The sequence below is a fragment of the Vibrio sp. A1-1 genome, assembly GCF_021728175.1.
GTDB classification, from domain to species: Bacteria; Pseudomonadota; Gammaproteobacteria; order Enterobacterales; family Vibrionaceae; genus Vibrio; species Vibrio diabolicus.
In genome coordinates this window covers 173,632-198,879 of record NZ_JAKKCL010000001.1, presented here as the reverse complement: position 1 = coordinate 198,879, position 25,248 = coordinate 173,632, and the positions used below count along the sequence as shown (strand labels likewise).

At 44.3% G+C, this 25,248-nt stretch carries 22 protein-coding genes; 14 read left to right on the top strand and 8 right to left on the bottom strand.

What is annotated here, in order from left to right; translation table 11 throughout:
* Positions 1–15 precede the first annotated feature (15 nt).
* The 8 genes from fabF (at position 16) to L3V30_RS00830 (ending at position 8,066) form a co-directional block, all read left to right on the top strand.
* On the top strand, positions 16–1,266 hold the full coding sequence (fabF, locus tag L3V30_RS00865; RefSeq protein WP_005396984.1) for a beta-ketoacyl-ACP synthase II: 1,251 nt from the start codon (positions 16–18) through the stop codon (positions 1,264–1,266).
* 107 nt (positions 1,267–1,373) lie between these two features.
* A complete protein-coding gene (gene pabC / locus L3V30_RS00860) occupies positions 1,374–2,189 on the top strand; it encodes an aminodeoxychorismate lyase (protein WP_237308093.1) in 816 nt (271 codons plus the stop codon).
* Positions 2,186–3,202, top strand: coding sequence for an endolytic transglycosylase MltG (mltG, locus tag L3V30_RS00855; protein WP_046874424.1), 1,017 nt, complete (start codon positions 2,186–2,188; stop codon positions 3,200–3,202). Before pabC ends, mltG begins: the two co-directional genes overlap by 4 nt.
* Complete coding sequence (tmk, locus tag L3V30_RS00850; protein ID WP_031780597.1) at positions 3,199–3,831, top strand: dTMP kinase; 633 nt, start codon at positions 3,199–3,201, stop codon at positions 3,829–3,831. Before mltG ends, tmk begins: the two co-directional genes overlap by 4 nt.
* Before the next feature lie 27 nt (positions 3,832–3,858).
* Positions 3,859–4,821 carry a DNA polymerase III subunit delta' gene (locus L3V30_RS00845; RefSeq protein ID WP_104969633.1) on the top strand — a complete coding sequence of 321 codons (963 nt, stop codon included), beginning with the start codon at positions 3,859–3,861 and terminating at the stop codon, positions 4,819–4,821.
* The gene (locus L3V30_RS00840; RefSeq protein WP_182033172.1) at positions 4,812–5,579 is read left to right on the top strand and encodes a YchF/TatD family DNA exonuclease; all 768 of its coding nucleotides are present in this window, start codon (positions 4,812–4,814) and stop codon (positions 5,577–5,579) included. Before L3V30_RS00845 ends, L3V30_RS00840 begins: the two co-directional genes overlap by 10 nt.
* A 444-nt stretch (positions 5,580–6,023) precedes the next feature.
* Positions 6,024–7,454: a PTS glucose transporter subunit IIBC gene (ptsG, locus tag L3V30_RS00835; protein ID WP_006743155.1), complete on the top strand. Its 1,431-nt coding sequence runs from the start codon at positions 6,024–6,026 to the stop codon at positions 7,452–7,454.
* A gap of 210 nt (positions 7,455–7,664) precedes the next feature.
* Positions 7,665–8,066, top strand: a complete 402-nt coding sequence (locus tag L3V30_RS00830; RefSeq protein WP_005396996.1) for a hypothetical protein — start codon at positions 7,665–7,667, stop codon at positions 8,064–8,066.
* Positions 8,067–8,129: 63 nt separating this feature from the next.
* Here L3V30_RS00830 and L3V30_RS00825 read toward each other — a convergent pair whose 3' ends face one another.
* The 3 genes from L3V30_RS00825 to L3V30_RS00815 form a co-directional block, all read right to left on the bottom strand.
* The gene (locus tag L3V30_RS00825; RefSeq protein ID WP_005372963.1) at positions 8,130–8,225 is read right to left on the bottom strand and encodes a MetS family NSS transporter small subunit; all 96 of its coding nucleotides are present in this window, start codon (positions 8,223–8,225) and stop codon (positions 8,130–8,132) included.
* Entirely contained in the window at positions 8,222–9,688 is a 1,467-nt protein-coding gene (locus tag L3V30_RS00820; protein ID WP_005398219.1) for a sodium-dependent transporter, read from the bottom strand. The genes L3V30_RS00825 and L3V30_RS00820 overlap by 4 nt, the downstream gene beginning before the upstream one ends.
* Positions 9,689–10,258: 570 nt before the next feature.
* A complete protein-coding gene (locus L3V30_RS00815) occupies positions 10,259–10,849 on the bottom strand; it encodes an outer membrane beta-barrel protein (protein ID WP_237308092.1) in 591 nt (196 codons plus the stop codon).
* 127 nt (positions 10,850–10,976) lie between these two features.
* Between L3V30_RS00815 and L3V30_RS00810 the strand changes: the two genes are divergently transcribed.
* Entirely contained in the window at positions 10,977–11,069 is a 93-nt protein-coding gene (locus L3V30_RS00810; protein ID WP_005372970.1) for a YnhF family membrane protein, read from the top strand.
* A 44-nt stretch (positions 11,070–11,113) separates the two neighbouring features.
* Positions 11,114–12,265 carry a patatin-like phospholipase family protein gene (locus L3V30_RS00805; protein WP_005398215.1) on the top strand — a complete coding sequence of 384 codons (1,152 nt, stop codon included), beginning with the start codon at positions 11,114–11,116 and terminating at the stop codon, positions 12,263–12,265.
* 120 nt (positions 12,266–12,385) lie between these two features.
* Here L3V30_RS00805 and pyk read toward each other — a convergent pair whose 3' ends face one another.
* On the bottom strand, positions 12,386–13,828 hold the full coding sequence (gene pyk / locus L3V30_RS00800; RefSeq protein WP_005398214.1) for a pyruvate kinase: 1,443 nt from the start codon (positions 13,826–13,828) through the stop codon (positions 12,386–12,388).
* Positions 13,829–14,239: 411 nt separating this feature from the next.
* Between pyk and L3V30_RS00795 the strand changes: the two genes are divergently transcribed.
* Positions 14,240–15,457, top strand: a complete 1,218-nt coding sequence (locus tag L3V30_RS00795; protein WP_005398213.1) for an ROK family protein — start codon at positions 14,240–14,242, stop codon at positions 15,455–15,457.
* Positions 15,458–15,827: 370 nt separating this feature from the next.
* The gene (locus L3V30_RS00790; protein WP_005398212.1) at positions 15,828–16,781 is read left to right on the top strand and encodes a chemotaxis protein CheV; all 954 of its coding nucleotides are present in this window, start codon (positions 15,828–15,830) and stop codon (positions 16,779–16,781) included.
* 75 nt (positions 16,782–16,856) lie between these two features.
* Here the strand turns inward: L3V30_RS00790 and L3V30_RS00785 are convergent, their stop codons facing one another.
* The 4 genes from L3V30_RS00785 to L3V30_RS00770 form a co-directional block, all read right to left on the bottom strand.
* Positions 16,857–19,931, bottom strand: coding sequence for an error-prone DNA polymerase (locus L3V30_RS00785; protein ID WP_237308091.1), 3,075 nt, complete (start codon positions 19,929–19,931; stop codon positions 16,857–16,859).
* A 27-nt stretch (positions 19,932–19,958) separates the two neighbouring features.
* A complete protein-coding gene (locus L3V30_RS00780; protein ID WP_237308090.1) occupies positions 19,959–21,362 on the bottom strand; it encodes a DNA polymerase Y family protein in 1,404 nt (467 codons plus the stop codon).
* 4 nt (positions 21,363–21,366) lie between these two features.
* Positions 21,367–22,059, bottom strand: a complete 693-nt coding sequence (gene imuA, locus L3V30_RS00775; RefSeq protein WP_012841595.1) for a translesion DNA synthesis-associated protein ImuA — start codon at positions 22,057–22,059, stop codon at positions 21,367–21,369.
* A 129-nt stretch (positions 22,060–22,188) separates the two neighbouring features.
* The gene (locus L3V30_RS00770) at positions 22,189–22,935 is read right to left on the bottom strand and encodes a YciK family oxidoreductase (RefSeq protein WP_006743161.1); all 747 of its coding nucleotides are present in this window, start codon (positions 22,933–22,935) and stop codon (positions 22,189–22,191) included.
* Positions 22,936–23,189: 254 nt separating this feature from the next.
* Here L3V30_RS00770 and sohB point away from each other — a divergent pair, with 254 nt between their 5' ends.
* Both sohB and cmk read left to right on the top strand, forming a co-directional pair.
* Positions 23,190–24,251 carry a protease SohB gene (gene sohB, locus L3V30_RS00765; protein WP_005385819.1) on the top strand — a complete coding sequence of 354 codons (1,062 nt, stop codon included), beginning with the start codon at positions 23,190–23,192 and terminating at the stop codon, positions 24,249–24,251.
* 208 nt (positions 24,252–24,459) lie between these two features.
* Positions 24,460–25,140: a (d)CMP kinase gene (gene cmk / locus L3V30_RS00760; protein WP_005397113.1), complete on the top strand. Its 681-nt coding sequence runs from the start codon at positions 24,460–24,462 to the stop codon at positions 25,138–25,140.
* Positions 25,141–25,248 lie beyond the last annotated feature (108 nt).

The following is a 25,248-nucleotide window of genomic DNA, read 5'->3' as shown; positions in this document are numbered from 1 at the left end:
CCGGAGAATTATATCGTGTCCAAGCGTCGTGTAGTTGTCACTGGCATGGGTATGTTGTCACCGGTAGGCAACACAGTAGAATCATCTTGGAAAGCCCTGCTAGAAGGTCAAAGTGGTATCGTGAATATCGAGCACTTTGATGCTACGAACTTCTCAACTCGTTTTGCAGGTCTTGTTAAAGATTTCGATTGCACAGAGTACATGTCTAAAAAAGATGCTCGTAAGATGGATCTTTTCATCCAGTACGGCATTGCAGCGGGTATTCAAGCTCTTGATAACTCTGGCTTACAAATTACCGAAGAAAATGCGGCTCGAGTTGGTGTTGCTATCGGCTCAGGCATTGGCGGTCTAGATCTGATTGAAACAGGTCACACTGCATTAGTAGAAAAAGGCCCTCGCAAAGTTAGCCCATTTTTTGTTCCTTCGACCATCGTAAATATGGTTGCAGGTAACCTATCTATCATGCGTGGTCTTCGTGGTCCAAATATCGCGATTTCTACAGCATGTACTACTGGCCTACATAACATCGGTCATGCTGCACGAATGATTGCGTACGGCGATGCAGATGCGATGGTTGCTGGTGGCGCAGAAAAAGCGTCTACGCCTCTTGGCATGGCTGGCTTCGGTGCAGCTAAAGCGCTATCTACTCGTAATGACGAACCTCAAAAAGCGTCTCGTCCATGGGATAAAGGCCGTGATGGCTTTGTTCTAGGCGATGGTGCTGGCATGATGGTGCTTGAAGAGTACGAACACGCGAAAGCACGTGGCGCGAAGATTTACGCAGAACTGGTTGGTTTTGGTATGTCTGGTGATGCTTACCACATGACTTCTCCAAGCGAAGATGGCTCTGGTGGTGCACTTGCGATGGAAGCGGCAATGCGTGACGCGAACATCACAGGTACCCAAGTAGGTTATGTGAATGCTCACGGTACATCTACTCCTGCTGGCGACGTTGCAGAAATCAAGGGCGTGAAACGTGCTCTTGGTGAAGAAGGTGCGAAGCAAGTACTTGTATCATCAACTAAGTCTATGACTGGTCACCTATTAGGTGCAGCAGGGTCTGTTGAAGCAATTATCACGGTTATGTCTTTGGTTGACCAAATCGTTCCACCAACGATTAACCTTGATGATCCAGAAGAAGGTCTAGACATTGACCTTGTGCCGCACACTGCGCGCAAAGTTGAAGGTATGGAATACGCTATCTGTAACTCGTTTGGCTTTGGTGGTACAAACGGTTCTTTGATCTTCAAAAAGTTCGCTGAGTAACACTATCTAACCTTATTTAGATAAGCGAAACTTGTATTCTAACGGCTCGATGCTTAGCATTGAGCCGTTTTGTTTTATTTGTTGTCTGCTAATTTGAAGGTAAGCGAATGTTTTGGGTAAATGGAGTTCCACAAACGCATGTAGAACTGGGTGATCGCTCATTCCAATACGGTGATGGAGGTTTTACCACCATTCTGACCCAAAACGGAGAGTTGGTTTACTGGCAAGAACACATTGAGCGTATGAAGTCCTGCCTTGACGTATTGAAGATCTCTTCCCCTGACTGGCAAGTTGTGCGTGATTGGGCAAGCAAAGCGGCTTTATCTGATGCACAAGCTGGGGTGAAAATTCACGTTAGCCGTGGTATTGGTGGGCGAGGGTATAGTCCTAATGGGATTGAAGGCCCTATCGTGACTATCTCCAATTTTGCGTTTCCTTCTCATTACTCTTCTTGGCAAGAAAAAGGCGTGGATTTAGGCGTTTGTGAGACTCGTCTCGGGATTCAACCTTTACTTGCTGGACACAAGCACAACAACCGTTTAGAGCAGATTCTCGCCAAGGCTGAAATCGACGATACCGAGTTTGCAGATGCAATAACGTTAAATGTGCAAAACCATGTCATTGAAACTACAATGGCCAACCTTTTTTGGGTTAAAGGTAATAAAGTATTTACACCGGAACTGACCTTATCTGGCGTTGCGGGCGTAATGCGTCGTAAGGTGCTTGAGTTACTAAAAGTAAGTCATATTGAAGCCATCGAGGGACGTTTTATACTTCCAGATTTGCTGAGCGCAGACGAAGCTTTCATGTGTAACTCAATATTAGGTGTCGCACCAATTCGCAGCATAGTGGCATCTAACTCTAAGACTATATTTCCGATAGGAAAATTGACTCAACGACTGCAAGGGAATTTAACTACGTGATTAAAAAACTGTTGGCTTTTGTTGTGCTGATCGCAGTGATAGGCGCAGCAGCTGTTTTTTATATAATTTCACAGGCTAAACAATACGTTGAAAAGCCTATTCTATTGGAACAACCTCAGCTGTTTACTGTAGAAAGTGGTACAAGCTTTCATCATGTCATGCGCGCCTTAGTTGAAGATGAGGTAATTGAAACATCGGAGTACATCCGTTTAATACCTCACTTATATCCAGAACTGTTGCAAGTGCGAGCGGGTACTTATCAACTAGAGCCTGGTATGTCGCTTTCGCAAGCATTGGAGCACCTGAATACCGGAAAAGAATACCAGTTTGCGATCACTTTTGTTGAAGGCAGCCGCTTTTCTGAGTGGGTAGAGCAATTGAAAAGTGCTCCTTATTTAGAGCATGACTTAACCGATCTATCAGAAAAAGACATGGCAGCAAAGTTGGGTATAGAGCGAGAAAAGCTTGAAGGACTGTTTTTAGCAGAAACCTACCATTACACGGCGGGTGCAAGTGAAAGCCAGTTATTAAAACGAGCGCATCGAAAACTCAATAAGATTCTGGATGCTAACTGGGAAGCTCGTCAAGGAAAGCTGCCATTGCAAGACAAATATGAAGCCTTGATTCTGGCGTCTATCATCGAGAAAGAGACGGCCATTGACTCTGAGCGTGAGCGCGTCGCTTCTGTGTTTATCAACCGATTGAACAAACGCATGCGTTTACAAACGGATCCGACGGTTATTTATGGTATGGGTGATGCTTACGACGGAAATATTCGTAAGAAAGATTTGCGCACGCCGACACCATATAACACCTATACCATCAATGGCTTACCTCCAACCCCAATCGCGATGGCAGGTGAAGCCTCTATTGAAGCGGCTTTGAATCCAGAAAGCAGCAACTATTTATATTTCGTAGCAAGTGGAAAGGGCGGACACGTATTTTCGAAATCCCTTGCAGAGCACAATCGTGCTGTTCGAGCCTATTTAAGAGAACTAAGAAAGAACAAATGATGAAAGCAAACTTTATTGTCGTTGAAGGCCTAGAAGGCGCGGGTAAAAGCACTGCGATTAAAACCGTTTTAGATACGCTAAAAGCGGCAGGTATTGAAAATATCGTAAATACTCGTGAGCCAGGAGGCACGCCGCTAGCAGAAAAGATGCGCGCTCTGGTGAAAGAAGAGCATGAAGGCGAAGAACTTAAAGACATGACGGAGTTGCTTCTTCTATATGCTGCACGTGTCCAGTTGGTTGAGAACGTGATCAAACCAGCTTTGGCGAACGGTCAGTGGGTGGTGGGTGACCGCCACGATATGTCGTCGCAGGCTTATCAAGGTGGTGGCCGTCAGATTGACGCGTCGCTAATGAAAAACCTTCGAGACACAACGCTTGGTGATTTTAAACCTGCTTTCACTCTCTATATGGATATCGACCCTCGCGTTGGGCTTGAGCGTGCGCGTGGGCGTGGTGAGCTCGATCGTATCGAGAAGATGGATATCAGCTTCTTTGAACGTACACGAGAGCGTTATTTGGAGATTGCTCATGCTGATCCTTCTATCATTATCATTAACGCTGAGCAGGCGATCGAAGACGTGTCGCGTGATATTCGGGACGCTCTTAACGAGTGGTTAGCTCGTCAATAATAAGTGAAACTTAAATTTAGGTGACTCATGTTAAATGATTATCCATGGTTGCAGCCAGTATGGGATAACCTCAAAGTAGGGCTAGAGTCGGACAGAATACCAGGTGCGCTTTTATTGCAAAGCGAGCAAGGCTTAGGCATCGAAAAGCTTATCGAGTTTTTTAGCCAAGCACTTCTTTGCCAAAATTACGCCAGTGAAGCGTGCGGTTTTTGTCATAGCTGTCAATTAAATCAATCACACAACCACCCAGATTTACACTGGATCAAACCAGAAAAAGAAGGAAAAGCGATAACGGTGGACCAAGTTCGAGCTTGCAACCGTCTTGCTCAGGAATCATCACAGCTTAATGGTTATCGCCTATTTGTTATAGAGCCAGCGGACTCTATGAATGAATCGGCATCGAATGCATTGTTAAAAACGCTAGAAGAGCCTGGGGCAAAGTGCTTGTTTTTGCTCGTTACCCACAATCAGGAGCGCCTGCTTCCAACGATTCGTAGCCGTTGCCAACACTGGGTTGTTGCGCCGCCGTCAACGGAACAAGCGATGCAATGGATGCGCGAACAAGGGGCGCAGCAAGTTCCTGCTTACGCCTTAAAACTGAATATGGGCTCTCCGATAAAAACATTGGATGCGTTAAATAATGGCGATCTCGATGCTTACTTGGCTTTTGAGCGCACTTTTATTAAGGCGATGTCTTCTCCTGCCTCAGACATTTCTGAGTGTGCTTCTTTAATGGCTAAACACTCGGAGCAATCACTAGACTGGGCGTGGTATTTACTGACAGACGCTCAGAAAGCGCAGTTTGGTGTATCAGAAGCACAAATGCTTCCTGGCGCTATAAAGTTTCAGCCGAACAACTACAACGGTTTGTACTCATCAGCGAAGGCGCTGATGGACCTCAAAGCTCAGGTGCAAGCCTTTCCTGGTCTAAACCTTGAGCTACTATCAATGAACTGGTTAATTGAATCACGAGAGGCATTATGTTCGTAGATTCTCATTGTCATTTAGACAAATTGAATTACGACGATCTCCACATCAATGTGGAAGACGTTATTAACAAAGCTAAACAAGCAAAGGTAACCGAGCTGCTTTCTGTGGGAGTTACGCTGGATTCTTTCCCTAAAATGATGGAAATGATTGAGCCTTATGAGAATGTTTATGCTTCGTGCGGTGTACACCCACTTGATGTTGAAAGCGACTTTTCGATGGACGTGCTACGTCACCACGCATCGAGTGAAAAAGTCGTTGCCATTGGTGAAACAGGCTTGGATTATCATTATAAGCCAGAAACGGCAGCGTTACAGAAAGAGCGTTTTGAGCAACACGTTGATCTTGCGGTGGAGCTTAACAAACCTTTAATTATCCATACCAGAAACGCACGTGCGGATACTCTAGATATTTTGCGTAAGGGTGGGGCGGAGAAATGTGGTGGTGTTATCCACTGTTTTACAGAAGATCTTCCATTTGCTGAAGCTGCACTTGAGCTGGGGTTTTATATTTCTATCTCGGGGATTGTCACTTTCCGTCAAGCTACAGAGTTGAAAGAAGTGGTGAAGACTCTACCTCTAGAGAAGCTTCTCATTGAGACAGATTCTCCTTACTTGGCTCCAGTCCCTCACCGAGGTAAAGAGAATCAACCTGCTTATGTTGTCGAGGTGGCTTCTTATATTGCGCAACTCAAATCGTGCTCTCTTTCTGAAGTGGCACAAAAAACCACCGAAAATTTCCGAAATCTTTTTTTGCGATGAAAAATCAATAAGAGCATAAAAAAGGAGCGTATGCTCCTTTTTTGTTGATAAAAACAACAGATATACTCATGAGTTTAATGTTTACTAAAAATGTTGATTTAATAACATTCAAAAATCACAAATGTAATTTTGTTACTAAAAATAACATTGGAGCGTATTTTATTTACGCCTTAAAATTAATTATATAAATAATAAACTCTTTATAAAACAGTAATATAACTGCAATGCAAACCTTTTCATCTGCTGTTTTTGGGTGTGATCCAAGACTTGTTTTGAAACTAAATTTCGTAACTGTGTGGAAAGTTTGAGGGTCATCAATATATATTTAGAGCCGGAAAATATAATGCAGTTGTGGTTACATTTTCATTGGGTGCTAACCTTTAGGCTACGGGGGTGTGCCGTTAGTGCCCAAATAATACTTATAAATTTATCAGGAGCATAAACATGTTTAAGAACCTTTTTGCTAACCTGCAAAAAGTTGGTAAGGCGCTGATGCTTCCAGTATCAGTTTTACCAGTTGCAGGTATTTTATTAGGTGTGGGTGCTGCCCATCTAAGCTTTATTCCAGAGATCGTTTCTAATCTTATGGAACAAGCTGGTGGTTCAGTATTCGGCCAAATGGCACTTCTATTTGCAGTAGGTGTAGCTCTAGGCTTCACTAATAACGACGGTGTTGCTGGTCTTGCAGCAATCGTTGGTTACGGCATCATGACGGCAACGCTAGGTGTAATGGCGGGTGTTATGGGTGTTGAGAAAATCGATACAGGTGTACTAGGTGGTATCCTTGTCGGTGGTGTGGCTGCTTGGGCATTCAACCGTTTCTTCAAAATTCAACTTCCAGAGTATCTTGGCTTCTTCGCTGGTAAGCGTGCAGTGCCTATCATCACTGGTTTTGCAGCGATCATCCTTGGTGTTATCCTTTCTGTAATTTGGCCACCAATTGGCGGTGCAATCTCTGCATTCTCTGATTGGGCTGCGCACCAAAACCCACAACTAGCATTCGGTATCTACGGTGTTGTAGAGCGTTCTCTAATCCCATTCGGCCTACACCACGTATGGAACGTACCGTTCTTCTTCGAAGCTGGTTCTTGTGTTAACGCTGCTGGTGAAGCTCAAAACGGCGTACTAACTTGTTACCTAGTTGCTGATGAAGCATCTCGTGCTGCTGGTAATGGCTTCGGTCAGCTAGCGGGTGGTTACATGTTCAAGATGTTTGGTCTACCAGCTGCAGCAATCGCAATTGCTCACTGTGCTAAACCAGAAAACCGCGCAAAAGTAATGGGTATCATGGCGTCAGCTGCACTGACTTCATTCCTAACTGGTATTACTGAGCCTATCGAATTCTCATTCCTATTCGTTGCTCCACTACTATACGGTATCCACGCTCTACTAGCTGGTTCTGCATACATTGTTTCTAACACTCTAGGCTTTGTACACGGTACTTCTTTCTCTCACGGTCTGATCGACTTCCTAGTTCTATCTGGTAACGCTCAGAAGATGGGTCTAATGATTGCTGTTGGTCTAGTATACGCAGTGATTTACTACGTAGTGTTCCGTGGCGTAATCACAGCACTTGACCTAAAAACTCCTGGTCGTGAAGATGAAACAGAAAGTGCGGCAGCAACTTCTGGCTCTGACATGGGTGGTGAACTGGTTGCAGCGTTCGGTGGTAAAGCTAACATTACTGGTCTAGACGCATGTATCACTCGCCTACGTGTCGCGGTTGCAGATACAGCAGCTGTTGACCAAGACAAACTGAAACAACTTGGCGCTGCTGGTGTTGTAGTTGTTGCAGGTGGTGTACAGGCTATCTTCGGTACTAAGTCTGACAACCTAAAAACTGAAATGGATGAGTGGATCCGTAACCACGGCTAATCACCGTCATTCATAACAATGAATAAAAGGAGGCTTCGGCCTCCTTTTTTAGTTCCTCTCTCATTGCTAAAAGTGCTTTCTGAGTGTGATCCTAAACTCATCTTTACTTTTGCCAGTCTTTTCATACATCGCGCTTACTCATCGTTGACATATTGAAACATCACTATGTTTGAATAGCGCATGATGTTTTTTTAATAATTGATAACGTGTATGAAGAGCAAATTAATTTTATTAGCAGGACTAGTTTCTAGTACCGCAATGGCGGCAAATGAGCCAACGAACTTGTCTGTTGGTATGGCTGTCGATCAACAGTTGAGTGTTGTTGTTGAGTTAGATAATAAGTATCGCGGCATTATCGGTAACGATGGTATGGCGTTTGATTACATCGCTAAACGTGGAACATTCGATCAAAACATGCCTGTGACCTGGTATGTTGGCGTTGGTGGTTGGTATGAGTGGGATGATGAGTTTGGCGTGCGTGTACCTCTCGGTGTGAACTGGGATTTATCACGCGGCTGGGATCTTTATGGTCAAATACACCCAGAGCTAGATCTTTACAAAGGTGCTGACTTACAACTTGGTGGTGCCGTTGGCATCAAATACAGTTTCTAGAATAAAAGAAACATAAAAAAACGCCGGTAAATACCGGCGTTTTTTGTTTGGAATGCAATACTGCTATTGTTTATCCATGGCTCGCTTGATACAAACGGCAGCGCCGCCCCAAGTGATACCTAAACCAATAACCATCATAATAATTGCGCTGATTGTCATTTCGCTGTCTCCTTGCGATTCACTGCGTTAATCACTAGACCAAAGATAAATAGTGCGGCGATAAGTGCCCAGCCTACAGTTAGATCATAACCACCGTAGCCTTCAGTAAATAAAGCATAAAGCTTAGTCGCTAAGATAATGGCGAGCATAATCGGTGTTACGAAGCGTAAACAGATCTCAAACCATTGACCAATAGAGAAATCAGAGCGCTCATTTACGTAATTACGTACTTCAGGCACGCGTTTCAATAGCCACGCCATCAATACAATCTCAACCAAGCCGCCTACCATAATGCCAACGTTGTTTGCAAAGTGGTCTACTAGGTCTAGCAGCAATAGACCGCCATTTGTTGCGAACGCCATAGAAACCACAAAACCAGTTCCAATTACAACGTTTGCAGCTTTTTTTCGGCTCCACTTTAGCTTATCGATGATGGCGGATGTTACGGCTTCCATGATAGAAATGTGCGAACTTAGACCAGCAACCACCAGTGCAAAGAAGAACAGAGGACCAAGAATATATGGTGCGGGTAATAAGTTAATTGCCGCAGGTAAAGTAACAAAAGCAAGGCCAACGCCTGCAGATACCACTTCTGTTAGCGGTTTACCTTGTTCTTGAGCCATGTAACCCAAGACAGAGAAGATCATAATACCAGCTAGGATGGAGAAGCCACAGTTGATCAACACGGTCATAAACGCGTTATTCGTGATGTCTGATTTTTCTGGCAGATAACTAGAGTAAGCCAGCATGATCGCGAAGCCGATGCTTAGGGTAAAGAAGATCTGACCGTACGCAGCAGCCCATACTTTCACATCCCAAATTTTGCTGAAATCGGGTTCAAACATGTAGTTAACGCCATCCAAAGCTCCTGGCAAGAAAACCATACGTCCGATTAAAAAAATCACCATCAAGAATAGTATTGGCATCATGATTTTAGATGCGCGCTCAATCCCTGATTTCACGCCTTTGGCAATGGCGGTATAAGTAATGGCCCAAGCAATCACCATAGATAAGGCTATCTTCCATTGAATACTGCCTAAGTCTGTTGGTGAGTTGTCACCTAACTTTAGGTACTCACTAAAGAAAAATGCGTTTGTATCGGTTCCCCAACCTTGAGTGAACGACAACCCAAAGTAAGAAATTGACCAACCGATAACTGCAACATAGTAAACGGCGATAACTGCTGCAACACCAACTTGGAACCAGCCAAGCCATTCAAATTTAGAATGAATTTTCGCTAGCGTTTTTGGTGCTGAGCCTCGGTACTTTTGTCCCATACTGAACTCAAGGATCATAAATGGAATACCGGCCGTGATCATGGCGAAAATGTAAGGAATAAAAAATGCGCCGCCACCGTTTTCATAGGCCATGTATGGAAAACGCCAAATGTTTCCTAAACCGATAGCAGACCCGACTGCTGCTAAGATGAATCCCGCTCGGGATCCCCATTGTTCTCGCTTCATATTTGACTCCTATACGACTCCCTGAGGAATGAAGCTCTCTCCGTAACACAGTAATATTTGCGCAAACTGTTGGAAGAAAGGACCGCTGTTATCCATCAGCTTTTCTATCCTTAATTCTAGCTTATTATAATTTTCTAGAGCTATATTCTGGTTACTGTGAGAGAAAGTAGATTATTAATCTTAAAGTTTTGATGTGTGTTTGATAAAACTGAAATATTTATCTGTTTTCACTAATCAGACTAACTTCTAATAATACTTAGCGCAATAGAATCTAAATGTTAACTCGGATGCGTTGTCTGGTTTTAATCTTGTTAAATTTGAGTTTGATTATGGTTTTGTGTGGGGGATTGGTTGGTTGTATGGAATAAATGACTAGAATCCAATAATCGACTTGGTGTTTAAAACTATTTTGATGAACTAGGGCGTACGGCTATCTTTTGCGCACCCCGCTAGAGAATGCTTCGTTACTTTTCTAAGCGATGATGTTTAGATGATATTCTCTATCTGCTTTGTGTAGGGCTCGCCCAGCACTCTTTGTGGCGAGCCCTACGAAGTGAAGTGTACAAAAAATTAGAAACGGAAACTAAAACCAATATTTGATTGGAATTGGTTCATCCAATCGGTATCGAACTTAATGATGCAGTTTGAGCCGTCATTAGGTAGGGTGCAGGCTCCAGAGGTATCGTTATCAACCACCGTTCCCAACCATCTCAATTGAGCTGTCAACGCAAAGTTCTTTGAAAACTCATATTCCAGCCCTGCAAAAGCGCTAGCCGAAAATCCGTATTTTTTGTCTACCCAATCAACATCTGCGTAAGAGGCTCCCAAGCCAACACCAATATAGGTTTGCCAGTTTTCTGCAACAGGGTAGTACATGCTGCTTTGAAATTGCAGGTAATGGATGTCTGCCGAATTTGATAACTTTTCAAGTTCTGTTGATTGGTTGGAGTAAAATAATCCAATTCTTCCTTTCTCAAAAGGCGTCTCGATTGAAAGTGCGTAGTTCACTGCGGGATCGAGGTCGTATGTATTGCCACCTTCGTCTTCTACTTGACCGCCCCCTGTATAGCCTATGAATGGAGTAACGATAATATTGGCTTGTGCACTTACCGCGGTGCTGAGCAGTATGCTTCCTACCAGCCAGCTGAGTTTTTGGTTCATGTCCTATCTCCTTATTATGACTAAGCTAATTGTGATGGGTTAGTCAAAATTGCGCGACTAAATTAAGCAAATCTTGAACATATTCCACACTGGTGTTATTAATTTGTTACATATCAAGGAGGTGTTTATGGAACACGATCTAAAATCCGCATTAATCATCGTGGTGACTGTTTTTGCAGTACTTTTGTCGTTTGGCATCATTGCGATTACAACGGCTTAAGATAACTACTTTTACCAAACGTTTTAACAAAATGGCGTGAGCCTATGATACGTAACAGCGGTATAATCACAGAAAGCCACACTGAGCTTGATGTCAAAGTTTATGAGCATTTCAGGCATGGAAAAACTGCTTTAGTCACGCAAGGTGGAGGGCAGAGAGGGATTTTTACCGCTGGCGTATTAGACGCATTTTTACTTTCCAACTTTGATCCTTTCGATGAATTCTACGGTACCTCTGCTGGGGCACTCAATTTATGCTCTTACTTATGTCGTCAACACGGTATGGGCAAAGCTTTTATTACCGAACTGACAACGTCTCCTGAATTTTTTAATCTGTTTCGTTATATTCGAAAGCAGCAGTACTTGGGTTTAGAGTGGGCGTTAGAGCGGATTCAAGATTTCCCTTACAAGCTTGATCTTGATTTAGGCCGCAGTGCACTAGGAGGGCGAGGTGCGTTTGCAGCGGTAACAAATGTAGAGACGCTATCGGATCAATATTTACCAATCTTGGGTGACACGTGGTTTAACACCATGTTAGCAACATGCGCGATTCCTAAGTTGTACCACGGACCTGTCGACGTTAATGGCAATAAGTTTGTTGATGGTGGTGTGTCGGCTTCTATCCCTGTTCAAGAAGCGTGGCGTCAGAATGCTCGCAACATTATTGTCATCCGAACAGAACCGTTCTCGGAGATTGAAGCGAGAGCGCAAAGTGAAGTAGGGGATGTGCCTGTCGAGTGGTATCGAGAGTCTATCAATTCGGTGCAGCAATCATGGCAGCAAAAAGTGAATCGATGGAAGTTGGATTGGGCTTCGTTCTTCCAACAAAAAATTAATGCCGCCCATCAGTCGAAGCTTGCCGGAAAAATGCTATTGAATGGAGGCCGTTGGTTGTTCGGTGCTGATAATTTGTATCGTCTAAGCCATTTAATCGGTGAGAATTTTGACTCAGGTTTAGCCGACATGCTGATGATTCACTATCAAACATTTGAGCTCACTCAGGCCTTTATATCTGCTCCACCTGACGACACTTTCATTTTACAAATCGCGCCTAAAGAGGGGCTTCGTTCTTCTTCTTTGTTAAGTGACCAAGAATCACTAGAGCATGATTATCAACTCGGACTTCAGGCGGGGTTTAATCTGGTTCAACTCTATGACCAACTGAATATTGAAATTGATGGCAGAGAGAGTGCATAACCTTTTGTATTAACGACATAAGCTAAATACAAAGTGAAGTGTAAATAAATGAGGCTCCGTTTCGGAGCCTCATTCGTGTGCGTACCTAATCTCTGTGGTTAATAGGGTTAGGTATAAAGGTTATGCTTGCAGAATTCTCATGCAGTTGGTTGAACCAACGACATCCATTACATCGCCTTGAGTGATCATGACTAAATCACCCTTGTGCAAGAACCCTTGTTCTTTAAGGCTGGCAATCGCAGCTTGAGCTGTCGGTAAACCTGCATCACTTTTTGACTCGAAATATACCGGTGTCACGCCTCGGTATAGTGCAGCTCGATTGAGCGTTGATTCATTACGTGATAAGGCAAATATTGGTAAGCCAGAGCTTAAGCGAGACATCATCAACGCTGTTCTGCCAGATTCTGTTAACGAGATCATCGCTTTAATTCCTTCCATGTGATTCGCAGAGTACATGGTTGCCATTGCGATGGTTTCTTCAGCGGTTTCGAAGGTGCGATCTAAACGATAAGTGGATAGGCTTGCCTCAGACATCTTTTCTGCGCCCACACATACCTCGGCCATGGATTTGACCGTTTCTACGGGGTATTTGCCTGCTGCGGTCTCTCCAGACAGCATCACCGCGTCAGTGCCGTCTAGAACCGCATTGGCCACATCCATTACTTCGGCACGCGTTGGCATCGGGCTAGTAATCATGGACTCCATCATTTGTGTCGCAGTAATCACGATGCGGTTTAAGCTGCGTGCGCGGCGAATCAGTTTTTTCTGGACGCCAATAAGTTCAGGATCGCCGATTTCTACACCCAGATCGCCACGCGCAACCATCACCACATCGGATGCGAGAATAATATCGTCAATAGACTCATTTGTCGCGACGGTTTCTGCTCGTTCGACTTTAGCCACCAACATGGCTTCGAGGCCTGCATCTCTGGCTAGGCGTCGAGCGTAATGCATGTCTTCGCCGTTACGTGGGAACGAAATAGCAAGGTAGTCCACTTGAATTTCTGCGGCGGTAAGAATGTCGGCTTTATCTTTCTCTGTGAGCGCATCGGCTGACAATCCGCCGCCTTTTTTGTTGATCCCTTTATTATTAGATAGTGGACCACCAACAATCACACGGGTATGAACTTTATTGCCTTCGACGCTGGTGACTTGCAGTTGAACGCGTCCATCATCGAGTAACAGAATGTCGTTTGGTGACACATCTTGCGGCAGTTCTTTATAATCTAGCCCTACGGACTCTTGGTTGCCTTCACCTTTTGGTAAATCACTGTCTAATGTGAATTTATCGCCCACATTTAACATGACTTGGCCGTCTTTAAAGGTCGATACGCGGATTTTAGGGCCTTGCAAGTCACCAAGAATTGCGACCTGACGCCCAAGTTTTGCCGCAATAGTACGGACTTTTTTGGCGCGTTGAATGTGGTCTTCACTGGTTCCATGTGAGAAATTCATACGGACAACGTTTGCACCGGCTTTGATGATCTCCTCAAGTACATTGTCCTTATCCGTTGAAGGACCAAGCGTGGTGACTATTTTTGTTCGTCTTAGTTTGGAAGTCATAGATTCTCCGATGAATGTATGTGTAAAGGTAACTTGAACTCTATCTTTACTTTCCTCAATCGCTCTCAAGGTCTGCCTCGTTGCTGAGCCACACCTTAAAGCTGCTTGAGTATAAGTATATGCACAGAATGTTTACATTAAGAGTAATCCCGGTAAAACAGACAGATATTCCATAGGCTTCTGCCTCTATTGATGAGAATGCGCTGGTGTAACAGGAGTTACTTCATAATTTAGTGAATAAAAATAAGTTATTTTTCAAACAATTTAACAGGAGTAGATTCTTCGTTATTTGATTGAATACACAAACAAACAGGTTTATACGTGATGCTTGTCACGGGGATTTATTAATTCACTTCACAATTAGTTCGCAAAGTAAAAAAATTGTCTCGTTATAGAATTTCGGAGTGCAAGATGTACATGGCTCAACCGGGCCATATTGATCATATCAAACAGGTCAATGCTGGTCGTGTATATAAACTAATTGACCTAAAAGGTCCTATTTCTCGAATTGATTTGTCCAAGCAGAGTGAGCTTGCTCCTGCCAGTATCACCAAAATCACTCGAGAATTAATTGAAGCGCACTTGATTCATGAAACCACAGTACAAGAAGCGACGAGTCGTGGTCGACCTGCCGTCGGTTTGCAGGTCAACAACGAAGGGTGGCAATTTCTGTCAATGCGTTTGGGGCGAGGTTATTTAACTATTGCTCTGCATGAGCTAGGTGGCGATGTGTTGATCGATACTAAAATCGAGATACACGAACGTGACCAAGACGATGTGCTTGAGCGTCTGCTCTACGAAATTGATGAATTCTTCCAAACTTACGCGGATCAACTTGACCGTGTTACCAGTATTGCAATTACGCTGCCTGGCCTTGTGAATTCAGAGCAAGGTGTCGTGCTGCAAATGCCTCATTACAATGTCGAAAATCTTGCTCTTGGACCAGAGATATATAAAGCAACGGGCTTGCCAGTTTTCATTGCCAATGACACGCGAGCTTGGGCATTAGCAGAAAAGCTTTTCGGCCACTCTCAAGACAATGACAACTCTGTTCTTATCTCTATTCACCATGGTTTAGGTGCCGGCATCATTCTGGATGGGCGCGTTTTGCAAGGCCGTCACGGCAACATTGGTGAGCTTGGGCATATTCAAATCGATCCAAATGGAAAACGTTGTCATTGTGGCAACATTGGTTGTTTGGAAACCGTTGCCAGTTCTCAAGCCATTCGTGAAGAAGTCGTAAGACGAATTGCTGATGGCGAAGACTCTATTCTTGCTGAGCAAGAAGAAATGAGTATTGAGAGCATTTGTGAAGCGGCAGCGAATGGTGATCCGTTGGCAGTTGATGTGATTGAAAAGCTTGGACGCTATTTAGGCTCTGCAATAGCTATTGTGATCAACTTATTTAACCCTGAGAAGATCTTGATCGGTGGTGTGATTAACCAAGCAAAAGATGTACTTTATCCTGCGGTGCGTCGCTGTATCGAAGAGCAGAGTTTACCGGTTTATCACCAAGATCTTGAGCTGGTGGAATCTCGTTTCTATAAGCAAGCAACAATGCCTGGTGCCGCGTTGATCAAGCAAGCGTTGTACGATGGTCAGTTATTGATGAAGGTTGTGGAAGGCTAATTGCTTCAAACATGATGAAGTGCTTAGGTGTCGAGCCTATACATTTTTAGATGATTTAGGGTGAGGCTTAACAGCTCACCCTTTTTGATCGCCTATTACTAGAAGGTGAATTTGAGTTGTGCTGCATTGCTATATCTGCGCCATTCATGTAATTTCCTAAAAAGCTCAAGTAAATAAACCCAAATGGCTTTCAATGTGTAGAGTGACTTTGTGTCTGATACAAATAGAAGGGAAGTAATGCGCTGAAACCGTTGTACTTTCAAGCCATGCTCGAAAAACAAATATCTTAAGGTTATTTGGGTTTAGAACATTGATGTGTCTGTATTGATTTCGAGTAAAAATAAGAATTATCCATAATTTAGGTAGTAGTATGTCCGGAGTGTTAAATACGGTTGACCAGCGTACAAACTTGGTTGGTGAAAACCGACTAGAGCTTCTGCTGTTCACTTTAAATAGTCGCCAATTGTTTGCGATTAATGTGTTCAAAGTGAAAGAGGTCATCAAGCTGCCACCGTTAACCAAGCTTCCTGGCTCACACTACAACATTCGTGGGGTCGCTTCTCTACGAGGTGAAGCAGTGCCAGTGATTGATTTGCGTGGCGCGATAGGTTTCCCAGCTTTGCGTGGTGAAGCGGAAGAAGAAAATTTGATCGTGACAGAGTACAACCGCACGGTGCAGGGCTTCTTAGTCGGTCCGGTCAAGAATATTATTAATACGGCATGGACTGAAATTCAGCCGCCTCCTTCCACGTCTGGTCGCTCGAATTACCTCACAGCTATCACGCAAATCAAAGAGGGGGATGCCTCTCAAATTGTCGAAATTATTGACGTTGAAAAAGTTTTAGCAGAGATCGTGCATTACGACGTCACGATTTCAGCGGACATTCTTGATCAAGAACTTGCCCAAGCAATGGTCGGGCGTAATGTTCTGATTGTGGATGATTCATCTACAGCTCGTAATCAAGTTCGCGATACGCTTTCTCAATTGGGTATGAATATCATCGAGTGTCGTGACGGACTAGAAGCGCTAACAGTTTTAAAGCGCTGGTGTGATGAAGGGAAAGACGTAGAAAAAGAGCTGTTGATGATGATTACGGATGCTGAAATGCCTGAAATGGACGGTTATAAACTGACTCATGAAGTGCGCCAAGATCCACGTATGTCTAAGTTGTTTATTACGTTGAACACTTCTCTGAGCGGCAGCTTTAATGAAGCCATGGTACAAAAAGTAGGTTGTGATCGTTTTATCTCTAAATTCCAACCAGATTTGTTGGTTGAAGTTGCTCAAGACCGATTACGCCAGATGCTTTCTAAAAGCGCATGATTAGATATAGTGAAATCAGAGGGGGAGCAGCTCTCCCTCTGATTTTTTAACGCCTCGCTTATTAATATCTCTGTACTAATGAAAGTCGCGAGATTTACTTTGTAGATTATTCAAAGAGTGCGTGCAATCAATCAACTTGCCAGCAATAACGTGCGTGACTTCTCCCTCTCTTTCAAGAATGCCTTTCACCATTAATACTTTAGCGCCTAAATACGCTTGCTTTTGGGCTCGTGCTGTCGCTTGCCAAACGACCACATTAATGTTGCCTGTGTCATCTTCTAACGTAAAAAATGTCACGCCAGCGGCGGTGCCTGGAGATTGTCTTCCCGTTACCACGCCTACCACTGTGACCAATGACCTATGCGGTTTCTCTGCCAGTTGCCTCATGCGGGTAAAATGAGGGAGTTTGCCCGTTTCTTCTAATAATTTAATCGGGTGGCGGCTAAGAGATAGTCCCGTGCTCGCGTAATCCTCAATTAAATTTTCATATTCTGAGGGCTGAGTTTGGTAGCTAACACTGGGTTCTTCGACCTTGTGAAACAATGGTAGGTCAGATAAGGAATCCATTACTGCCCAGCGTGCGTTATAACGATTCCCCGATAGGATCTGAAATGCATTGGCTGAAGCCAATAATTCAATGTCACTTCGGCTTCTTAATATCTGCTTTACTTCTTGAATCGAGCGGTAACCATTAAGTGGTTTGCGCTCAATAAGCCTTTGCGCACTTTCTGCGTTAAAGCCTTTCACCAAGCGAAAACCAAGTTGCACGCCGAGCCTGCCATTCGGGCGTGAGACGAGATGATGCTGATATTTTGAATGATTGACGCACACCGGCAATACTTCGACTCCATGTCGGCGAGCATCTTGTACTAATTGCGATGGGCTATAAAATCCCATTGGTTGGCTGTTCAACAGTGCAGTGTAAAATTCTGCTGGGTAATAATATTTTAACCATGCAGAACAATATGCCAGCACTGCGAAAGACGCTGAATGACTTTCAGGGAAGCCGTACTCACCAAAGCCGCAAATCTGATCGAAAATGCGCTCAGCAAACGCTAAGTCATAACCTCTCTCTTGCATACCATTGATCAGTTTTGGCCTGAATTTAGCGAGATCGCCATTCTTTTTCCATGATGCCATCGCTCTACGGAGTTGATCGGCCTCGCCACCGCTAAACCCAGCTGCTACCATGGCTAACTTGATTACTTGCTCTTGGAAAATTGGGACGCCCATAGTCCGCTCAAGAACGCTTTTTACTTCTTCCGATGGATAACTGACAGGCTCTTTGTGATCACGCCGTTTTAAAAAAGGATGCACCATATCACCCTGAATAGGGCCTGGACGAACAATCGCAATTTGAATCACTAAATCGTAATAACAAGCGGGCTTTAAGCGAGGGAGCATGCTCATTTGTGCACGAGATTCAATTTGGAATACGCCTATCGTGTCGGCCTTTTGAATCATGCGGTACACGTGTGGATCATCTTGCCGGCGAGTGATCTCGGAAATAGAGAGGGAGCGCTGGTGGTGTTTCTCGACCAGTTGAAAGCACTTTCTGATGGCGTTTAACATGCCGAGTGCGAGCACATCGACTTTTAATAGCTTCAAGCTTTCTAAATCGTCTTTGTCCCATTGAATGATAGTGCGATCTTCCATCGAGGCATTTTCAACAGGTACTAACTCATATAAAGGGCCAGATGAAATTACAAAACCACCCACGTGCTGAGATAAGTGGCGTGGGAAGCCAATTATCTCGTTGACCAATTGGATAAACTGCTGCCCTTTGAGAGATTCTGGTTGTAAGCCAAGTTCAATAATTTGAGCTTGCCAGCCTTGGCTGCGATCTCGGCGATTAACGTTCTTAATGAAAAAATTTAATTGGGTCTCTTCAATCCCTAGCGCTTTACCGACTTCACGCACGGCACTTTTAAAGCGATAGCTGATCACTGTTGCAGCAAGTGCTGCACGCTCACGGCCATATTTTTTGTAAATATATTGGATAACCTCTTCACGGCGCTCGTGTTCAAAGTCCACATCAATATCCGGCGGTTCCTTACGTTCTTTACTGATAAATCGTTCGAATAAGACTGCGATTTGTCGAGGGTCGACGGCGGTAATTTCCAGGCAATAGCACACCACAGAGTTTGCGGCGGAACCTCGACCTTGGTAAAGAATGCCTTGTTGTTTCGCGAACATTACGATGTCGTGGATGGTAAGGAAGTAGTAGTGGTATTTCAGCTCTTGAATAAGCGCAAGTTCATTCTCGATGGTTTGATTGACTTCTGTTGGCACGCCTTCAGGAAAACGCAGCTTTTTACCACGCTCGACTAACATACGTAAGTAAGAGTCGGGTGTATAACCATCTGGGATCAGCTCGGTAGGATATTCGTATTTTAAATCGGAGAGCTTAAACTCGCATAAATCGGCGATGTAAGTACTTTCTTCCAGCCATTCTGGTTTGTAAATCCGAACCAGTTTTTTAAAAGGACGAAGCGCTCGTTCTGTATTCGAAATACGATCAAAACCGAGTTTATCGACGCTACACCCATGTTTTATAGCGGTAAGTACATGCTGTAATGGCAAGCGTTCAACATCATGCATGAGAACGCCTCCGCAGGCAGTTATAGGTAATTGAAATTCATGTGCTAACTGCTCGCAGTGCGCAATGTACTCAGTATCGTTGTTACTCAAATGGCGCTGAATCGCTACCCACAAACGATTAGCGTGGTGTTGATTGAGCCAGCGTCCCCAATAGTGGTCACTCTCTTGATGTGTGGGCAGCCACAATACCAAGCAATGTCGAATCGACATCAAATCCCATTCGAACAGTTGATAGTTGCCTTTTTCACTTCGTCTTCTTGCGTTTGTGATGATACGACACAACTCGGCATAAGCCTTGCGACAAGGGCAAAGCAGTACGATTTGGCATTCATCATTTAACCAAAACATACTTCCAACGATTTGTTTGATATCGAGTTTATGTTGTTCGATGGTCGCATGGGCTTTGACAACGCCCGCGACCGAACATTCATCAGTTATGGCTAGAGCTTGATAGCGATAGAAAGCAGCTTGGAGTACCAGTTCTTCTGCATGAGAAGCCCCAGTCAAAAAAGAGAAGTTAGACTGACAAAATAGTTCCGCGTAACTCATAATGATCCAACAAAAATAACTGTCGATTTAACAAAAATAGCCATGAAGAAACCAGTGCTTGTGCTGATCGCGAAATATCCATAACCAGCGGCCTTGCTTGGTGTGTGCAATGTAGTAATCACGCATGATCTCATCACCATCCCACCATCCAGAAACGATTCGCTCAGGTCCGTGGACCAAAGAGACTTGCTCTTGCAATGCAATGGGAGTGGGCAATTGCATTGCGGGGCGTAGTATGGATGGTATGGCGTGCTCCTTTTCATCTGGAGCATCAGCAGGGCGATACTGACTGGCCTTTTCTGGTCTAGGATCGCAAGCGATGTTGGGTTTTAACACGGCACTTTTCCCCAATTTAGCTTGCAGTAAAGAGAGCAGTTCTAAAGCATTCATGTTCCCTTTTTGCCCAGCAAAGAGATCGCGTGATGCACTAAGAGGCTCACCTTGACGGACGACTTTTAACGTTAGCCCTGTGACTGGGCCATTGAGCGAGAGTGACTCTAAGCTTAAACTCGCTAACTGCTGCCAACGCTGACATAGGTAATCACCTTGCGCAGAAGTGAGTTGAAGGTGTTGCTCTTGTTTCTCACGCTGGTGGAGTGTTAAACACAGCTCAAAAGCGACCTTATCTCTTAATTTAAGAAAGGTTTCGAGTTGACGAAGTAACTTGGCCAGCGGCTTTTCAATCCACTGGACGTTTTCGAGCTCAAATAACAGCTCTAAATAAACTTGGAAGGATTCGGTCGGGTGATAAAAGTCTACAGGATGCTTGAACTGCCCTGTCAGTCGACCAACGTAGTTCACCAAATCGATATCAAAGCGTCGTGCGATGTCTTGCAACGGCAGTTCAAGTAACCCTTTTAAAGAAGTAACGCCTACGCGGTGCAGCTTTTCAACCATAGAGCTCGATAAATCGGTTAGAGGCAGCGGTAATGGGAATAACATTTGTTCGATAAGAGATTTATCGTCACTAAGCACATTCGCTCCTGCCAATGCCATTAACTTGGCCGACAGAGGTGAAAAACCACAACCAAATTGAAAGCTTAACTGCAGTTTAGTTAAGTGATTACTGACTTTATTCCAGTAATTGTCCAACCCTTCATATAGGGTTAGCATCGGTGTGGCACGCAGTAAAATACCTTGGTTTGGCATCAACACAACGTCAGATGTGATCAAATACAGCCATTGAGCAATTTCTTGTAACTTGCTCCATTCGGTGTGCGGATGATAAGGGTGCACTTGTAAATCTCGACACAAGGACGCAGCACTGCCTAGGCCCATACCAGGCTTAATACCTTGTTGTTCGGCAATCTCGTTGTATTGAATAATCTGGCAACGTTGGCTTTCGACAATCACCACGGGTTGAGCTTGGTTATCACCAAAGAGTGCGTCTAGCTGTAGGCGAGGGAAGTGCAAGTAAATCCATAAAGCCATATCACTAACCTTGGTTCGCCAATGGGAAATTGACAACCGTTGATGGAATGTGAGTCGTGCTTGGCATTACCAGTTGTGGGTAGTGGTGTTGGAAACTGATATCGACACTGCCTTTGCTCCAACCGCCTTTTCGCTTGAGAACTTCCACTTTGACGCCTTGTACATTACCTTGCAGCTTTAGGCTTAATGAAACAGGTAAAGACAAGCGGTTTGTCATATTAGGCTTGAGCATGAATAGAGGACAAGTGCCTTGCTCACTCGCTACCTGTAAGCGTTTCACTTGATGTATTTCAAGCTCTTCTTGCCATAACAAAACATTACTGCATACCCCACTTTTCAGACATTGCTCTGCAGCCCAAAGAGCATCTTTGGGATGAGCTGGATTAACGACCCACACTTGGTTTATATCCAAACCGATGTAGTGTAAGAACAGAGAATTCACTAACGCGGGAGGTTGAATAAATGCAGTCACACCATTGGTCTGGGTGGCTTTTAAATAAGGAGCGAGCAAACGCAATTCACCAATACTACCAATAGATTCCATCTCCACTACGCCATGAGGTGGAAAGCCTCCGCCGAGCAAATCATCTAATTCAGAAAACCCGGAACTAGTCCGCAACTGCTGAGGATCTGTTTTCGTTAAATTTGCTTGCCAAACAAGGTGCTGGCTTTTTAAGTGCTGAATAATATCGTGCATAATAAATACCTGTATATGTGTACAGTATATTTCTATGACAGAAAGTCGCAAGATTTTTATGAAAAGAGAAATGAAAAAAGGCAGCGTTTGCTGCCTTTTCAATCGATTATGTGAGGTAACCTGAATTCGTTATTTACGCTTCGGTTGAGCGTCGATGCACTGACCATTCACATCGGTAACCGCTGGATCCATTAAGTGCAAATATAGCGGCATGAGATCCAATGGCGTTTTGAGAGTATTTGCATCTTCACCCGGGTATGCTTTTTCACGCATGCGAGTACGAGTTGCACCAGGGTTAATTGCGTTAACACGGATCGGCGTATCACTCAGCTCGTCAGCCAAAACTTGCATCATGCCTTCTACGGCAAATTTAGAGATAGCGTATGGCCCCCAGAAAGCGCGACCAGAGTGGCCGACGGTCGAAGAGGTAAAGATAATACGCCCAGCTTCTGATTTACGCATCACAGGCAGTAGTGCTTGAGTCATTAACACTTCTGCTTTCACGTTGATCTGCATGATATCGTCGAAATCTTCCTCTTTGATTTGATCAAATGGACACAGCGAACTCAAGACACCTGCGTTGTGTAATAGGCCATCCAAACGACCAAACTGTCCTTCGATTGTCTCTGCCATATCAATGTAATTTTGCTTAGTTGCGCCCTTGAGATCCAGAGGAATGATAGCAGCTTGTGGGTAGCCAGCGGCTTCAATCTCATCATAGATAGATTCAAGGTTTTGCACATTTCTACCCAAGAGAATAACAGTTGCACCGTGCTCGGCATAAGAAAGCGCGGCTTGACGGCCGATGCCATTACCAGCGCCAGTAACAAGAATGACTTTACCTTTTAGAGCATCAGCTGAAACGGAGTAGTTCACGGCGATAAATCCTTATTATTGTAAGAGGGTCCATGATAGTTAATTGACGCTAAAAAACGCCTGTTTCTCAATGGAAAATCTTGGTAATCGTGACAAGATGGTTACAATACACCAATTCATGTGTTATACCAATTCCAGAACTTTCGTTAGGTATGCTATCAATCAGAACAAGTGGTTACAAACCGCGCTGCCTTCTCGCTGATGTTTCTGCGTAACATACTAACGTCATCTGAAATGAGATAAAGGAGCTCTCGTTGGAATTTTTATTAGATTATGGTCTGTTTCTGGCCAAAATTATCACGGTGGTTGCTGCGATAATTGTTCTGCTCATTATTGCAAAATCGGCTGGTGGCAAATCGGGTGCGGCGAAAGGGGAGTTAGAGATTACCAACCTTTCAGAGCAACACAAACAATCTGTTGAGCAGTTAGAACATCATTTACATGACGATGCTTTCATCAAGGCTCGAGATAAAGCGGTCAAGAAAGAAGAGAAAGAGAAAAACAAATCTCGTGAAAAAGAGATCAAACAAGCGAGCAAAGACGGTTCATTAGATAGCAAGCGTGAACCACACCTATTCGTTCTTGATTTCAACGGTAGCATAGACGCAAAAGAAGTCGCGTCTCTACGTGAAGAGATCACTGCTATTTTGGCTGTCGCACGTGAAGGTGATGAAGTATTACTTCGTTTAGAATCTGGCGGTGGTATGGTTCATGGTTACGGCCTTGCCTCTTCTCAACTGGACCGAATCAAAGCTGCGGGTCTTCCTCTGACCATCTCTGTTGACAAAGTTGCGGCAAGTGGCGGTTACATGATGGCATGTGTCGCAGATAAGATTGTTTCTGCACCGTTTGCAATTGTGGGCTCTATTGGCGTTATCGCGCAAATTCCTAACTTCAACAAACTGTTGAAGAAACATGACATTGAGTACGAACAACTAACCGCGGGTGAATATAAACGCACGCTAACGATGTTTGGTGAGAATACCGATAAAGCGCGCGATAAGTTTAAGCAAGAGCTTGAAGAAACACATGTCTTGTTTAAAGACTTCATTCGCGAGCGTCGTCCTAGTTTGGACCTAGACAAAGTAGCCACAGGTGAGCACTGGTTCGGTACACAAGCGAAAGAGCTTGGTTTGGTGGATGATATTAGTACATCTGATGATATCGTTGTTGCGGCATGCAAAGATAAAACCGTACTTTCTGTGCATTATGTGCAGAAGAAAAAACTGGCAGACAAGCTAGCAGGTGTCGCGGGCAAAGTTGCTGATAGTGTGATCTTAAAGTTAGCTGAGCGTGGCCAAAAACCGATTGTTTAATCGAACCTAAGATCATGACATTTAAAACGGCGAGGGTGGAAGCTCTCGCCGTTTTTGTTGAACCTTATGTTTATTGATGAATCCAATTGCGCATTAGGTGTAATGCTTTACACGACATTTTTCCTCGCTCCAAAGGGCGATTACCCGTATAATGCGCGCCTCGAAAACCGAGCAAATTGCTGAAAAGAAACTATAGGTGGAGAAGAACATGTCCTCTCAAACTCCGGTTGTAACCGTAGATGGACCTAGTGGTGCAGGTAAAGGCACTTTATGTATGTTGCTGGCGAAAAAGTTGGGTTTCCAACTCTTAGATTCTGGCGCAATTTATCGTGTACTTGCACTCGCTGCGATTCACCACGGTGTCGACACAGAGTCAGAAGACGCACTTGTCCCACTGGCAACACACCTAGACGTTCAATTTATCGCAGAGGGTGACTTAGTTAAGGTCGTTCTAGAAGGCGAAGATGTGTCAGGGGAGCTTCGCAAAGAAGAAACGGGTATGGCAGCATCTAAAGTTGCGGCTCTGCCACGTGTTCGTGAAGCATTATTACGTCGTCAGCGTGCATTTGAGGCCGCTCCGGGCCTAGTGGCTGATGGTCGTGATATGGGCACAATTGTATTCCCAAGTGCACAAGCGAAAATCTTCCTTGATGCGAGCGCAGAAGAGCGTGCAAATCGACGCCTTAAACAGTTGCAAGAGAAAGGGTTAGATGTTAAATTTGCTGACCTTTTAAGCGAGATCCAAGAGCGTGACGACCGAGATCGTAACCGCCCAGTGGCGCCACTACGCCCTGCTGAGGATGCGCTTGTGCTAGATTCTACGTCGATGACTATCGACGAAGTAGTAGAAAAGGCACTACAATATATCGAATCGAAGCTAGCTGAGTAATGATACTCAGCTAGACTAAGAGCGTTGGTCGCAAGGATGATGACTGGCGAATTTAATAACCCCATGCGGTAGGATACCCGTGGAAGTTTAATTTATTGAAGATTAACT